Origin of the sequence: Pseudomonas syringae (assembly GCF_021605415.1) — a bacterium.
Classification (GTDB): domain Bacteria; phylum Pseudomonadota; class Gammaproteobacteria; order Pseudomonadales; family Pseudomonadaceae; genus Aquipseudomonas; species Aquipseudomonas syringae_S.
In genome coordinates this window covers 126,954-140,419 of sequence record NZ_WKEQ01000010.1, presented here as the reverse complement: position 1 = coordinate 140,419, position 13,466 = coordinate 126,954, and the positions used below count along the sequence as shown (strand labels likewise).

Here is a 13,466-nt window from a genome sequence, read left to right as displayed (position 1 = left end):
GCGATTACTGTGCGAGCTTGGCTTTCACGGCCTCCAGGCCTGGTTTACCGTCAGTGGTGGTCACGCCAGCGAGCCAGGTATCGAGCACCTGTGGATTCTTTTTCAGCCAGGCCTTGGCGGCCGCGTCAGGCTTCATCTTGTCGTCGAGGATGTTGCCCATCAGTTCACTTTCCATGTCGACGGTGAACTCCAGGTTTTTCAGCAACTGACCGACGTTGCTGCATTCCTCGACGTAGCCCTTGCGGGTATTGGTGGCCACGGTAGCGGCACCAAAGTCGGGGCCGAAAAAGTCGTCGCCGCCGGTCAGGTATTGAATCTTGAAGCGCTTGTTCATCGGGTGCGGCGCCCAGCCGAGGAAGACCACTGCGGTGTCGCGTCTCTGGGCGCGTTCGACTTGCGACAACATGCCCGCTTCGCTGGATTCGACGACCTTGAAACCGGCGGTTTTCAGGCCGAAGGCGTCTTTGTCGATCATGCTCTGGATCAGGCGGTTGCCGTCGTTGCCAGGCTCGATGCCGTAGATCTTGCCACCGAGTTCGTCCTTGAATTTGGCGATGTCGGCAAAATCATGCAGACCCTTGTCGTACAGCGCCTGCGGCACGGCGAGGGTGTATTTGGCGCCTTTGAGGTTGGTTCGCACCGTTTCGACGGTGCCGGCATCGCGGTAGGCCTTGATGTCGTTCTCCATGGTCGGCATCCAGTTACCGAGGAACACGTCCATGTTTTTGCCGTCGGCTAAAGACTTGTAGGTCACCGGCACGGAAATCATGGTGGTCTTGGTTTTGTAGCCGAGGGCGTCGAGGACAACGGAAGTGGTCGCGGTGGTTGCGGTGATGTCGGTCCAGCCGACATCGGAGAAATTCACGGTGCTGCACTGCGCCGGTTCTGCGGCCTGGGCCATGAACGGCAAACTCAGCATGGCGGCCAACAATAACGATGGGGAACCTTTCATTGACGGACTCCTTTATGTTTTTTTTTGGCAGTGTTCCGACTGGACCACCGCACTTATAGGTTGCGGTTGGATGGCGTTCTGGAGACAGCTCTTACCGCAGCGCCGTGCAATCGAGTCGATACGATCATGTACCAGTGAAAATCTGACGCCTACAGGGGGCGTCGTAACCAGTACAGGGATGGTCGCATCCAGTGTCGGTGACGTCGCTTACAGCTTTTTTTCGCCTGAACTGGCCTTCTCAACCGCGTGAAAACGGCGAAAACCGGAGGCAAAACCGGCGCGGCGCTGGCGGACATGAGTGCGTCGGTGTCAGACGTCGTGCTCTGCCGTAAAAGCCCGATGATGCGGGCATTCCGGCGGATCGCAGCTTGAGCGTAGCAGCTCCGCCAGCGGTCGCTTTTTGCGGCCGTTCCGGCCTCTTCAGGAGTTGAGCAGTAATGGCGATCAGCGTTTTCGACTTGTTCAAAATCGGCATCGGGCCTTCCAGTTCTCACACCGTCGGGCCGATGCGCGCCGCCGCACTGTTTGTCCAGACGCTCAAGGACAAGCAGCCTTTGGAACAAGTTCGGCGCGTCGAAGTTCAGTTGTACGGCTCGTTGTCAGCCACGGGCATCGGCCATGGCAGCGACAACGCCGTGATCATGGGCCTGATGGGCGAGTGGCCGGACGCGATCGACCCGTCGCAGATCGGCCCGCGCATTCAGTCCCTGCGCGAAACCCATACGCTGCTGCTCGACGGTCGTGTGTCGGTGCCGTTCGTGTGGGCCCGGGACATGCGTCTGATCGACGAAAACCTGCCGTTCCATCCCAACGCCATGACCCTGATTGCCGAAGGCGAACACGGTGAGATTCATCGCGACACCTACTATTCGGTTGGCGGCGGTTTTGTCGTCGACGAGGCGCAGGCTTCCAGCGGCGTGGTCGATCTGGATCGTACCGAGCTGCCTTACGACTTTTCCAGCGCGGCCGAATTGTTGTCGCTGTGCAAACGGCACAACCTCAGCGTCGCGCAGTTGATGATGGCCAACGAAAAGGTCTGGCGCAGTGAAGGAGAAATCCGCACGGGCCTGATGAAGCTCTGGGCGGCCATGCAGGACTGCGTCGAGCAAGGCCTCAAGCACGAAGGCATTCTGCCCGGGGGCTTGAATGTGCGGCGGCGGGCGGCGAAGTTGCACCGCAGCCTGCAAGAGCTGAACAAACCCAACGTCATTGGCTCGACCCTCAGCGCCATGGAGTGGGTCAACCTGTTCGCCCTGGCGGTGAATGAAGAAAACGCCGCCGGCGGGCGCATGGTCACGGCACCGACCAATGGCGCGGCGGGAATCATTCCGGCGGTGTTGCACTACTTCATGAAGTTCAGCGAAGCGGTGACCGACGCCAACGTGGTCGATTATTTCCTCGGCGCAGCGGCAGTGGGGATTCTGTGCAAGAAAAACGCGTCGATCTCCGGTGCTGAAGTCGGTTGCCAGGGCGAAGTCGGATCGGCTTGCGCGATGGCGGCGGCGGGACTGGCGCAGATCCTCGGTGCATCGCCGGAGCAACTGTGCAATGCGGCCGAAATCGGCCTGGAACACAACCTCGGCCTGACCTGTGATCCGGTGGGCGGACTGGTGCAAGTGCCGTGCATCGAACGCAACGCGATTGCGGCAGTGAAGGCGATCAACGCGGCGCAGATGGCGCTGCGTGGTGATGGTCAGCACTTTATCTCGCTGGATCGGGTGATCCGCACCATGCGCGATACCGGTGCCGACATGCATGACAAATATAAAGAGACATCCCGGGGTGGGTTGGCGGTCAGCGCGGTGGAGTGCTGAGACCGAGTTGACCCCATCGCTGGCAAGCCAGCTCCCACAAGTTATTCGGCGAGCTTGATATTTGAATACGCCATCAATCCCTGTGGGAGCTGGCTTGCCAGCGAAAGCGGTTGACCAGTCAAAACTGCTCATCAAGCGAGCATCGATATCCGACCGCGCCACCTTTTAGCGCGTCGCAATCAGATAAGCGCCTTTCCCGTTCCCCAGCGACCAATCGCCGCTTCTACCGTCCGTCAGCGTGCTTGTGGTGACACTCGCCCCAATCGCCGTGTAGCCCCATTCTCACAAGTGCTACCGATTTGCTCACACCTCGCGCGGTAGTGCATTCGGCACCGCTGATGGCACTTCGAAATACCTTTCGTCACAGGTTCCGTATAGACACATCAGCAGGTCGCTTTCAGGAGTTATTGAACGATCATTCAATTTTAGGCATGGCATTTGCTCTGTCATTACAAAGCCCGTCTCCCACGCGAGATCGATGGCCATAACAAGAGCCTCCGCCTGAGGCCATCACCCGCTTTGTGTGAGGAGATACCGCGATGACGACGTTCAACTCCGGGGCCCAACCCCAGAACCGTGCGCCTCAATCCATCGGCTTTTTGCTGCTGGACAATTTCACGCTGATTTCCCTGGCTTCCGCAGTCGAACCCCTGCGCATGGCCAACCAGTTGTCCGGTCGCGAGCTGTATCGCTGGACCACCCTCACCGTTGATGGCAGCCAGGTTTGGGCCAGTGACGGCCTGCAAATCACGCCCGACGCCGCAATGCACAAGGCGCCGGCGCTCGATACCATCATTGTGTGCGGCGGTGTCGCCATTCAGCGCACCGTGACCCGTGAGCACGTGTCATGGCTGCAAAGCCAGGCGCGGCAGTCCAAACGTCTCGGCGCCGTGTGCACCGGCAGTTGGGCACTGGCGTGCGCCGGTCTGCTCGACGGCTTCGATTGCAGCGTGCATTGGGAATGTCTGGCGGCAATGCAGGAAGCCTTTCCGCGCGTGGCGATGAGCACGCGTCTGTTTACCCTCGACCGCAACCGTTTCACCAGCTCCGGTGGCACCGCGCCGCTGGACATGATGCTGCACCTGATCAGCCGCGATCACGGGCGTGAACTGTCTGCCGCGATTTCCGAGATGTTCGTCTATGAGCGCATCCGCAACGAGCAGGATCACCAGCGCGTGCCGCTCAAGCACATGCTTGGCACCAACCAGCCGAAGTTGCAGGAAATCGTCGCGTTGATGGAGGCCAACCTGGAAGAGCCGATCGACCTGGATGAACTGGCGGTGTACGTCGCGGTGTCGCGTCGACAGCTGGAGCGGTTGTTTCAGAAATACCTGCACTGCTCGCCGTCACGCTACTACCTCAAGCTGCGCCTGATCCGCGCCCGGCAACTGCTCAAGCAGACGCCGATGTCGATCATCGAAGTCGCGTCGGTGTGCGGCTTCGTGTCCACGCCGCACTTTTCCAAGTGCTACCGCGAATACTTCGGCATTCCGCCGCGTGACGAGCGTGTCGGATCCAATACCACGCAGCAGGTGGCGATGATGCCGCTGCCGCAGGCGCTGGTGCTGTCGCCGCTGTCCGGGCCGTTGTCGGCATTGAGTCAGGCGCGTAATGAGTCGACCTTCGCCAGCGTAAGGCTGTAGACCGAGTGAACGACATCGCTGGCAAGCCAGGCTCCCACAGGTTTTGTGTCTGATCACAATGTTGTGATCGACCTAAACCCTGTGGACCCTGGCTTGCCAGCGATGGCGATATTCAGGCGCTACGGGATTGTTGGTAATCCGCCAATGCGGGCAACAACTGTTTATCGATGGCCTGGCGCACGGCCGGCTGGATACTGGCGCCGCTGGTGTACATGTCCTTGACCATTTTGCGCAGTTCGAACGCCCGAGCGTCGTCCAGGCCACGCACCGCACATTCACAAGCCTGCTCCGCCGTGGAGCCGCTCGGCACTTGAAGCCCCAATGCCTTGAGCTGGCCCAACAGGTCTTCCTGATCAATCAAATCGGCGTACATCATGACGCGAATCCTTCTGTGGCAACGGAGGTCGTGGCTCGATTCTGGTAGGCGCGTCGGGGGAGGGCAAGGGCGTTTTGTCGCAGTGTCTACATTGGTTATGAACAGGTCGTTTTTGGCCAAGTGACCGGGTAGCAGAGTGGTCACACTGGCCTCAGCTGGCTTCACGGTGGTTTGGTCACCCTCGCTCGGCAGCTCCTGAAAGTACCCTCCTCAGCTCCGGTCCTGTCACGGCTTGATCGGGGTTTTTTTTGGCTTCAGTAAAAGCAAAAGATCGTCCGAACGCGGCCCGAGCCTGCGGCAGCCCCTACAGGTTGACGCGTAAACCTGTGGGAGCTGGCTTGCCAGCGATGAGCGATGAGCGATGACGCGATCTATCGGGATGGCGGCAACGCAATAACGCGACCAACGTACGCGGGCGCTGGCAAATCAACCTGCTCGGCAACGATCGCTTGCAGACGACTCAGGGTACCCGCGCTAAACGGCGCCGAACGCGGGCCGGCTATGTCGACGTGCAAGAGCATTTGTTCGTTGCCGGCCAGTTCCGGCTCTTCGCCGGCCAAGTGCAGGCTGTGGTAGAGGTGCAGGCGTTTTTGATCGTGACCGATGATGTGTGTGCGCACTTCAACGTCGGCGTCGAGCTTCACTTCGTGCAGGTAGTTGAGGTGCAGTTCCAGCGTAAACAACGAATGACCGCTGGCTTCGCGGTTGTTGCTGTCCATGCCGAGACGATCCATCAGCGCGTCGGTGGCGTAGCTGAAAATCAGCAGGTAGAAGGCGTCGCGCAGGTGGCCGTTGTAGTCGACCCAGTCGGGGATGATTTTGGTTTGGTAGGTGGTGAGGGTGGGCATGTTTCTCTCCGGGCTGCATTCCCACGCAGAGCGTGGGAATGCTCAGGTGTCGAGGTTATTCGCTGAAGCTCATCCCATGCTTCTCCTTGGTGGTTTTCACCGCCTCCAGCACCGCCAGCAAACAATCATCACGATAGCGTTCCAGCGCCGCAATGCTGTGCCGGCCGAGCTGGTCGCTGGTGCCATCCACCACATCGTCAATCAACTTTTCGGTCAGTTCCGGTGCCGGCAGGTACGTCCACGGCAACTGCAACGCCGGGCCGAATTGCGACATGAAGTGGCGCATGCCGGCGTCGCCGCCCGCCAACGTGTAAGTCAGGAACGTGCCCATGAACGACCAGCGCAAACCGGCGCCGAAACGGATCGCGTCGTCGATTTCGCCAGTGGTCGCCACGCCGTCATTGACCAGATGCAACGCCTCGCGCCACAGCGCTTCAAGCAAGCGGTCGGCAATGAATCCCGGCACTTCCTTGCGCACATGCAACGGGCGCATGCCGAGGGATTCGTAGACGTTCATCGCCGCTAGCACGGCCTCGGGCGCGGTGTTCTTGCCACCGACCACTTCCACCAGCGGCAACAGATAAACCGGGTTGAACGGATGGCCGACCACACAGCGTTCCGGGTGGATCGAGCTCTCGTAAAACTCGCTCGGCAACAGGCCCGAAGTACTGGAGCCGATCAGCGCGTCAGGCTTGGCGGCGGCGCTGATTTTGCTGTGCAGTTCGAGTTTCAGCTCAAGGCGTTCCGGGGCACTTTCCTGGATGAAATCGGCGTCGCGCACGCATTCTTCGATAGTCGTAACGAAGCGCAGGCGATCTTGCGAGGCGCCGGGTGCCAGGCCGTTTTTCTCCAGCGCGCCCCAGGCATTGGCGACGCGTTTACGCAGGGCGGCTTCGGCGCCGGGCGCCGGATCCCAGGCCACCACGTCGAGGCCGTGGGCGAGGGCGCGTGCTACCCAACCGCTGCCGATGACACCGCTGCCGAGGGCGGCGAAGGTTTTGATGTCGGTGATAAAGCGCATGGCGATGTCCTGATGAATTCGGTGATCCCGTGTAGCAGCTGCCGCAGGGGTGTGTGTTTGTTTGCTAGCCGCGTTGGGTCAGGCCCATTTTTTTACGGCCCTCGGCTGGCGTCAGCACGCGGGCGCCGAGGCGGCTGAGGATTTCCGTGGCACGCTCGACCAGTTGGCCGTTGGTCGCCAGCACGCCCTTGTCCAGCCAGATGTTGTCTTCCAGGCCGACCCGCACGTTGCCGCCGAGCAGCACGGCTTGGGCCGCCATCGGCATTTGCATGCGGCCGATGCCGAAACCGGCCCACACGGCATCCGCCGGCAGGTTGTCGACCATGGCTTTCATGGTGGTGGTGTCGGCCGGCGCGCCCCACGGGATGCCCAGGCACAGCTGGAACAGCGGGTCGTGGAGCAAGCCTTCCTTGATCATCTGCTTGGCGAACCACAAGTGACCGGTGTCGAAGATTTCCAGCTCGGCTTTCACGCCCAGCTCGGTGATGCGCTTGGCGCCGGCGCGCAGTTGCGCCGGGGTGGAGACGTAAATGGTGTCGCCGTCGCCGAAATTCAGGGTGCCGCAGTCAAGCGTGCAGATTTCCGGCAGCAGTTCTTCAACGTGGGCCAGACGGGTCAGCGGGCCGACCAGATCGGTGTTCGGGCCGAACGCCATCGGGTTCTCGCCAGCGCCGATTTCCAGGTCGCCGCCCATGCCGGCAGTGAGGTTGACGATGATGTCGACGTCGGCTTCGCGGATGCGCTCCATGACTTCGCGGTACAGCGCCACGTCACGGCTGAACTTGCCGGTCTGCGGGTCGCGGACGTGGCAATGCACGACAGTGGCGCCAGCCTTCGCGGCTTCCACGGCAGCGGCGGCGATTTGTTTCGGGGTGACCGGCACATGTGGGCTCTTGGCGGTCGTGTCGCCAGCACCGGTGAGTGCGCAGGTGATGATGACGTCATGGTTCATTTGGTTTTTCCTTACAGGCTGAATTGCAGGCGTAGTGATCCCGTTCGCAGCCCGGGTCGGGCTGCGAATCAGTGATTCGGTCGTCGGTTATTTAGTGGTCAGTTGCAGGTTTTCAGCCGCCGGTTTGCCGTCGAAGGTGGTCACGCCTTCGAGCCAGCGCGCTTTGTCCTGCGGGTGATCCTTGAGCCATTGCTTGGCGGACTCAAAGGCGTCTTTGTGGTCGAGCAGCGGTTGCATCATGCGGCTCTCGTCCTCGGCGGTGAAGGTCAGGTTGGTCAGCAGGCGACCGATATTCGGGCACTGTTCAGCGTATTTCGGCGCGGTGACCGTCCATACGGTGGCCATGCCTTCGTTCGGGCCGAGCGCGTCTTCGCTGCCGGTGAGGTAGCTCATCTGCACGTTGACGTTCATCGGGTGCGGCGCCCAGCCGAAGAACACCACGGCTTCCTTGCGGCGTACGGCGCGATCCACGGCGGCGAGCATGCCGGCCTCGCTGGACTCGACCAACTGGAACTTGCCGAGGCCGAACTGGTTCTTGCTGATCATCGCCTTGATCTGAGTGTTGGCGCCCGAGCCCGGTTCGATGCCGTAGATCTTGCCGCCCAGTTCTTTCTGGAATTTGGCGATGTCGGCGAAGGTTTTCAGGCCTTTATCGTAGAGGTACGTCGGCACGGCGAGGGTGGCGCGGGCGTCCTTGAGGCTCGGGGCTTCGAGGACTTTGACCTGATTGGCGTCGACGAACGGGGTGATCGTCTGGGTCATCAACGGGTTCCAGTAACCGAGGAACAGATCCAGACGCTGGTCGCGGATCCCGGCGAAGATGATTTGCTGGGAGGCGCTGGTTTGTTTGGTGTTGTAGCCGAGGCCATCGAGCAGCACCTGGGTCATCGCGCTGGTGGCGATGACGTCGGTCCAGTTCACCACACCCATGCGCACGTTCTGGCACGACGCGGGTTCGGCGGCCATCACGCTGGCGCTGAGCAAAGCGGTGCCGCTGAGTGCAAGCACACAGCTGCTGATCAGTCGTTTCATGTCGGTTCCTCGGCAGAATCGTTATTGTGGATTCCGGCATCTGCGCGCCGGTGATGCAACGTTACGCAGCAACGCCTTGATGAAAGCGCACTGCGGCGACCGACTCTTGCACTGCAGCGACCTGCTCCTCTTGAATGCCACCGATAAACGGCGTATCAACGATCCACGCTACCCGCTGAACGAGTGCGCCATGTCCCAGGATTTCTACTTTTTACTAATGCCGGGTTTCTCTGCCATCGGCTTCATTTCGGCCATTGAACCGCTGCGCGTGGCCAACCGTTTTCGCGGCGAACTGTATCGCTGGCACGTGCTGAGCGCTGACGGCGGGGCGGTGCTGGCGAGCAACGGCATGTCGGTCAACGCCGACGCGGCGCTGGAGCCGCTGAAGAAAGGAGCGACGCTGTTGATCGTCGCCGGGTTCGAGCCGCTGAAGTTCGCCACCCCGGCGCTGGAGCATTGGTTGCGTCGGCTGGACAACGACGGCGTGACCCTCGGCGGCATAGACACTGGCAGCGTCGTGCTCGCTGAAGCGGGCCTGCTCGATGGCCATCGGGTGACGTTGCACTGGGAGGCCATTGACGCGTTCAAGGAGTCTTATCCACAGCTCACTGTCACGCAGGAGCTGTTCGAAATCGATCGCCGGCGCATCACCTCGGCGGGCGGCACCGCATCGATCGATTTGATGCTCGATCTGATCGCCCAGGCCCACGGCCCGCAACTGGCGATTCAGGTCAGCGAACAATTCGTATTGGGGCGCATTCGTCCGTGCAAAGACCACCAACGCATGGAAGTCGCCACCCGTTACGGCATCAGCAACAAGAAGCTGGTTCATGTGATTGGCGAAATGGAACAGCACAGCGAACCGCCGCTGACCACCCTGCAACTGGCGGATTCGATCAGCGTCACCCGCCGGCAACTGGAACGGCTGTTTCGTCTGCACCTGAACGACACACCGAGCAATTTCTATCTGCGGCTGAGGCTTGAAAAGGCCAGGCAACTGCTGCGCCAGACCGACATGAGCGTGCTGGAAGTGAGCATTGCCTGCGGCTTTGAATCGCCGTCGTACTTCACCCGCAGCTATCGCGCGAAATTCGCCCGCTGCCCCCGGGAAGACCGACGCACCGCCCAGGCCTGAGCAACCGAACCGATGAATATCGCCTGATCCGCCGTCATCGCTGGAAAGCCAGCTCCCACAGGTGTTTTGGTGAACTGGATTCCTGAGACTGAACGCAAATCCCTGTGGGAGTCTGGCTTGCCAGCGATGGGGCAGTCACATTCACCCTCAATATTGATGTCGCCTGACAGCATTCGCGAGCAGGCTCGCTCCCACACTTGATCTGCGTAGTCTGAGAGATCGGTTATTTCTTCAACAGCGCCGAACACGCTGCTTTATAAGCCTCGTGCTGATACTTGTTCAGCGTCCCCGGCAGCTCGAAGTTGTGCTTCTTCGCCTGGGCATTGATTGTCTGCGGCGACAGCAGCGTCACCTCGCAGCCATCCAGCAACTGAAACACCCCTTCGATCTTGAACGTGGTCGGGCCACCGGCAAACTCGCCCTTCTTGCTGCGCTTCTTGATGGCAATGCGGTCAATAGAGTTCTCCCGCACAAACGACGCCACCTGCGCGGCGAAACGTTTGACGTTGGCCGCCTCGTCGTCATCGTCCAGAGGGATTTTTTTGGTGGCGAGAGGGACGTGGCTCAGGGTCGAACCGTCGAGAGCGGCCACGGCGATGATCGCTTCGCTGCCTTTGATTTCAATGCCGCAAATGTTCATGGAATTCCTTTGATGGGGGGCAGCTAAAAGCTTTGAGCTCAAAGCTCAAGCTGATCCGCGGTAATGCCAAACGCGGCTGCAATCTTTTCACGAGTGGCCTTGCGCGGCTTGGTGGCGGTTTCCTGCTGCGCGAACGCCGGTTGCGAAACACCCATGCGTCGGGCGACCTCTTCCTGAGTCAGGTTGAGGTGTTCGCGCCATGCGCGGATCGGCGTTGCCCCGTCAACCATTCGGCTGACCACATCGTGAGGGATCAGGTCGGGCTCGACTTTTTGCGCGACATACTGCGCATAAGGTATGACCACAAAGGCGGGTTTGCCTTCGGCGTCGTTGATGATTTGAATGTCAGTAGGTGCGTTCATCGCGTTTTTTGACCTCTTGAATACTGACCACTTTAATCGCTCCGTCCCAATCGAACATGACCCGATAGTTACCGACCCGCAGTCGATAGGCACAGTCATGCCCGATCAGTGCCTTGACGCTGCGCGAATCAGGCATGCCAGTCAGCGCCGTTACGGCATCACGAACCTGGCTTTGGTGAACGGTATGCAATTTGAGAAGTTGCTTAACGGCCTTGCGAGTCCAGTGGATGCTGTTCATGGGCAGGATATAAGTCTTTTATAAGATTGGCGAATCTTTACTTATAAAATCCCGCCGGACAAACGACAAAATTTGTCGGCGTGTTACGTGGAAAAGCCCAGGAACCAAGGCTTCTAACCCCCACGCGTAGCTGAAATTGGAATCCGTTGTAGGAAAAGGGAATTGCGCCAATGAAATCTGCAAGCGGTTCCGCTTTTCACCGGTACATACAGGATCACTCCTGCCCAATCGATTCCAAAAACTCCGACCGCTCATCACTCATTCGCGCCACGCAGTCATTTTGCGCAATGGTAAAGGCCTTGCTGCCGGACGTGGCGGGGAAGGCTTCGACGGCGCAGTCGGCGTCGCGGGTTTTCAGCCACTGTTGTTGCGCGGTTTTGATTTTGGCGGTGATGTCGGCCAGTTGCGTGGAGCTTTTGCCGTAGGCGGTTTGCATGCGCTCGTTGAGGCTTGCGTAGTTGTCTTTGAGCAGGTCTTCAGCGGTGGTGCGGCTGTAGGCCGAGCATTCCAGGGTCTGGATGTCGTTTTCGACGGCGTCGCAGGGGTTGTTCTCGTCGGATTCGTCGGCGGCGTGGACGCCGGTTGCAATCAGTGCCAAAGCCAGGAGGATCGATTTCATTGATGTCGCCGCTCTAAACTGGTGAAGTTGCATTGATGCGGCGAATTCTGGCTCATGAATGCGGGCTTGAACAGGTGGCTGGTCGCGTCGGCTGATGACCCTTTGTCGCGGATTGACGCTTTCGGCAATTCCCCTGTCGTTTTTGCACCCGGTCGCCCCTGCACCGAGGCATATGCTGGCCCCAAAGCGCCGGCAGACGATTCGGCGCATGAATCGCCAATAAGGGGACGCCTGATGAGCCCAGCCGAATTACACGCCGACAGCATCGTTATCGACGGTCTGATCATTGCCAAATGGAACCGCGAGCTGTTCGAAGACATGCGCAAGGGCGGTCTGACGGCGGCCAATTGCACCGTGTCGGTGTGGGAAGGCTTTCAGGCGACCGTGAACAACATCGCCGCCAGCCAGAAACTGATCCGCGACAACGGTGACCTGGTGATGCCGGTGCGCACCACCGCCGACATTCGCAAGGCCAAGGAACTGGGCAAGACCGGCATCCTCTTCGGCTTCCAGAATGCCCACGCGTTTGAAGACCAGATCGGCTATGTCGAGGTATTCAAGCAGCTCGGCGTCGGCATCGTGCAGATGTGCTACAACACCCAGAATCTGGTCGGTACCGGTTGCTACGAACGTGACGGCGGCCTGTCGGGTTTCGGACGCGAGATCGTTGCCGAGATGAACCGCGTCGGCGTCATGTGCGACCTGTCCCACGTCGGTTCCAAAACTTCCGAAGAGGTCATCCTCGAATCGAAAAAATCGGTCTGCTATTCCCACTGCCTGCCGTCGGGGCTCAAGGAGCACCCGCGTAACAAGTCCGATGAAGAGCTGAAATTCATCGCCGACCACGGCGGTTTTGTCGGCGTGACCATGTTCGCGCCGTTCCTCGCCAAGGGCATCGATTCGACCATCGACGATTACGCTGAAGCCATCGAATACACCATGAACATCGTCGGCGAAGACGCCATCGGCATCGGCACCGACTTCACCCAGGGTCACGGTCAGGACTTCTTCGAATACCTGACCCACGACAAGGGCTACGCCCGCCGTCTGACCAGCTTCGGCAAGATCATCAACCCGCTGGGCATCCGCACCGTCGGCGAGTTCCCGAACCTGACCGAAACCCTGCTCAAACGCGGCCACTCCGAGCGCGTGGTGCGCAAGATCATGGGCGAAAACTGGGTCAACGTCCTCAAGGACGTCTGGGGCGAATAAGCCACCGCACCTCTGAATCCTTTCCCCCGGCCGTCCGCGCCGGGGCAACAAACCGAATTTTCTGGAGTTAAGTTTCCATGGCCAAGATCGCCCCGCAATTGCCAATTGAAGTCGACAGCGAGACCGGTGTCTGGACCTCCGACGCCCTGCCGATGCTGTACGTGCCGCGCCATTTCTTCGTCAACAACCACATGGGCATCGAGGAAGTGCTGGGCGCCGACGCCTACGCCGAAATCCTCTACAAGGCCGGCTACAAATCCGCCTGGCACTGGTGCGAGAAAGAAGCTGAATGCCACGGCCTGGAAGGCGTCGCGGTGTTCGAGCACTACATGAAACGCCTGTCGCAGCGCGGCTGGGGGTTGTTCAAGATCCAGGACATCGACCTCGACAAAGGCACCGCCAGCGTCAAGCTCGAACACTCGGCATTCGTCTACGTCTACGGCAAGGTCGGGCGCAAGGTCGACTACATGTTCACCGGCTGGTTTGCCGGGGCCATGGATCAGATTCTGCAAGCGCGCGGCAGCCAGATTCGCACCGTGGCCGAGCAAGTCTACGGTGGCTCCGAAGAGGGCCACGACGACGGCCTGTTCACCGTCAAGCCGTTGTAAGTCGAGGAACCCGC

The 13,466-nt window shown here is 60.0% G+C and carries 15 protein-coding genes; 5 read left to right on the top strand and 10 right to left on the bottom strand.

What is annotated here, in order from left to right; all coding sequences use genetic code 11:
* Nucleotides 1-4: 4 nt before the first annotated feature.
* On the bottom strand, nucleotides 5-952 hold the full coding sequence (locus GIW69_RS09860; protein WP_236482125.1) for a choline ABC transporter substrate-binding protein: 948 nt from the start codon (nucleotides 950-952) through the stop codon (nucleotides 5-7).
* Nucleotides 953-1,389: 437 nt separating this feature from the next.
* Here GIW69_RS09860 and GIW69_RS09855 point away from each other — a divergent pair, with 437 nt between their 5' ends.
* Both GIW69_RS09855 and gbdR read left to right on the top strand, forming a co-directional pair.
* Nucleotides 1,390-2,766: an L-serine ammonia-lyase gene (locus GIW69_RS09855; RefSeq protein ID WP_236482123.1), complete on the top strand. Its 1,377-nt coding sequence runs from the start codon at nucleotides 1,390-1,392 to the stop codon at nucleotides 2,764-2,766.
* Nucleotides 2,767-3,305: 539 nt separating this feature from the next.
* Complete coding sequence (gene gbdR, locus GIW69_RS09850) at nucleotides 3,306-4,409, top strand: choline metabolism transcriptional regulator GbdR (protein ID WP_236482121.1); 1,104 nt, start codon at nucleotides 3,306-3,308, stop codon at nucleotides 4,407-4,409.
* Nucleotides 4,410-4,521: 112 nt separating this feature from the next.
* Here the strand turns inward: gbdR and GIW69_RS09845 are convergent, their stop codons facing one another.
* The 5 genes from GIW69_RS09845 to choX form a co-directional block, all read right to left on the bottom strand.
* Nucleotides 4,522-4,785: a hypothetical protein gene (locus GIW69_RS09845; protein WP_236482119.1), complete on the bottom strand. Its 264-nt coding sequence runs from the start codon at nucleotides 4,783-4,785 to the stop codon at nucleotides 4,522-4,524.
* A gap of 371 nt (nucleotides 4,786-5,156) precedes the next feature.
* Nucleotides 5,157-5,633 (bottom strand): thioesterase family protein, encoded by a 477-nt coding sequence (locus GIW69_RS09840; protein ID WP_236482117.1) that lies wholly within the window; start codon nucleotides 5,631-5,633, stop codon nucleotides 5,157-5,159.
* 55 nt (nucleotides 5,634-5,688) lie between these two features.
* Nucleotides 5,689-6,654 (bottom strand): L-carnitine dehydrogenase, encoded by a 966-nt coding sequence (locus GIW69_RS09835; protein WP_236482116.1) that lies wholly within the window; start codon nucleotides 6,652-6,654, stop codon nucleotides 5,689-5,691.
* Between the two features lie 64 nt (nucleotides 6,655-6,718).
* Nucleotides 6,719-7,606 carry a 3-dehydrocarnitine:acetyl-CoA trimethylamine transferase CdhC gene (gene cdhC / locus GIW69_RS09830; RefSeq protein WP_236482114.1) on the bottom strand — a complete coding sequence of 296 codons (888 nt, stop codon included), beginning with the start codon at nucleotides 7,604-7,606 and terminating at the stop codon, nucleotides 6,719-6,721.
* Between the two features lie 87 nt (nucleotides 7,607-7,693).
* Nucleotides 7,694-8,638, bottom strand: coding sequence for a choline ABC transporter substrate-binding protein (choX, locus tag GIW69_RS09825; RefSeq protein ID WP_236482113.1), 945 nt, complete (start codon nucleotides 8,636-8,638; stop codon nucleotides 7,694-7,696).
* Between the two features lie 190 nt (nucleotides 8,639-8,828).
* Here choX and GIW69_RS09820 point away from each other — a divergent pair, with 190 nt between their 5' ends.
* On the top strand, nucleotides 8,829-9,773 hold the full coding sequence (locus tag GIW69_RS09820) for a GlxA family transcriptional regulator (protein WP_236482111.1): 945 nt from the start codon (nucleotides 8,829-8,831) through the stop codon (nucleotides 9,771-9,773).
* Nucleotides 9,774-9,996: 223 nt separating this feature from the next.
* On the opposite strand, the gene GIW69_RS09815 is transcribed toward GIW69_RS09820, so the two are convergent.
* The 4 genes from GIW69_RS09815 to GIW69_RS09800 form a co-directional block, all read right to left on the bottom strand.
* Complete coding sequence (locus GIW69_RS09815) at nucleotides 9,997-10,413, bottom strand: DUF3010 family protein (RefSeq protein WP_236482109.1); 417 nt, start codon at nucleotides 10,411-10,413, stop codon at nucleotides 9,997-9,999.
* Between the two features lie 38 nt (nucleotides 10,414-10,451).
* Nucleotides 10,452-10,775, bottom strand: a complete 324-nt coding sequence (locus GIW69_RS09810) for a helix-turn-helix domain-containing protein (RefSeq protein ID WP_236482107.1) — start codon at nucleotides 10,773-10,775, stop codon at nucleotides 10,452-10,454.
* Nucleotides 10,759-11,013 (bottom strand): type II toxin-antitoxin system RelE family toxin, encoded by a 255-nt coding sequence (locus GIW69_RS09805; protein ID WP_236482106.1) that lies wholly within the window; start codon nucleotides 11,011-11,013, stop codon nucleotides 10,759-10,761. The genes GIW69_RS09810 and GIW69_RS09805 overlap by 17 nt, the downstream gene beginning before the upstream one ends.
* Nucleotides 11,014-11,227: 214 nt before the next feature.
* Complete coding sequence (locus tag GIW69_RS09800; protein ID WP_236482193.1) at nucleotides 11,228-11,632, bottom strand: lysozyme inhibitor LprI family protein; 405 nt, start codon at nucleotides 11,630-11,632, stop codon at nucleotides 11,228-11,230.
* A 234-nt stretch (nucleotides 11,633-11,866) separates the two neighbouring features.
* Here GIW69_RS09800 and GIW69_RS09795 point away from each other — a divergent pair, with 234 nt between their 5' ends.
* Together GIW69_RS09795 and GIW69_RS09790 are read left to right on the top strand one after the other, a co-directional pair.
* Nucleotides 11,867-12,844 (top strand): dipeptidase, encoded by a 978-nt coding sequence (locus GIW69_RS09795; RefSeq protein WP_236482104.1) that lies wholly within the window; start codon nucleotides 11,867-11,869, stop codon nucleotides 12,842-12,844.
* Nucleotides 12,845-12,921: 77 nt separating this feature from the next.
* Nucleotides 12,922-13,452, top strand: coding sequence for a DUF5943 domain-containing protein (locus GIW69_RS09790; protein ID WP_034116150.1), 531 nt, complete (start codon nucleotides 12,922-12,924; stop codon nucleotides 13,450-13,452).
* Nucleotides 13,453-13,466: the final 14 nt, after the last annotated feature.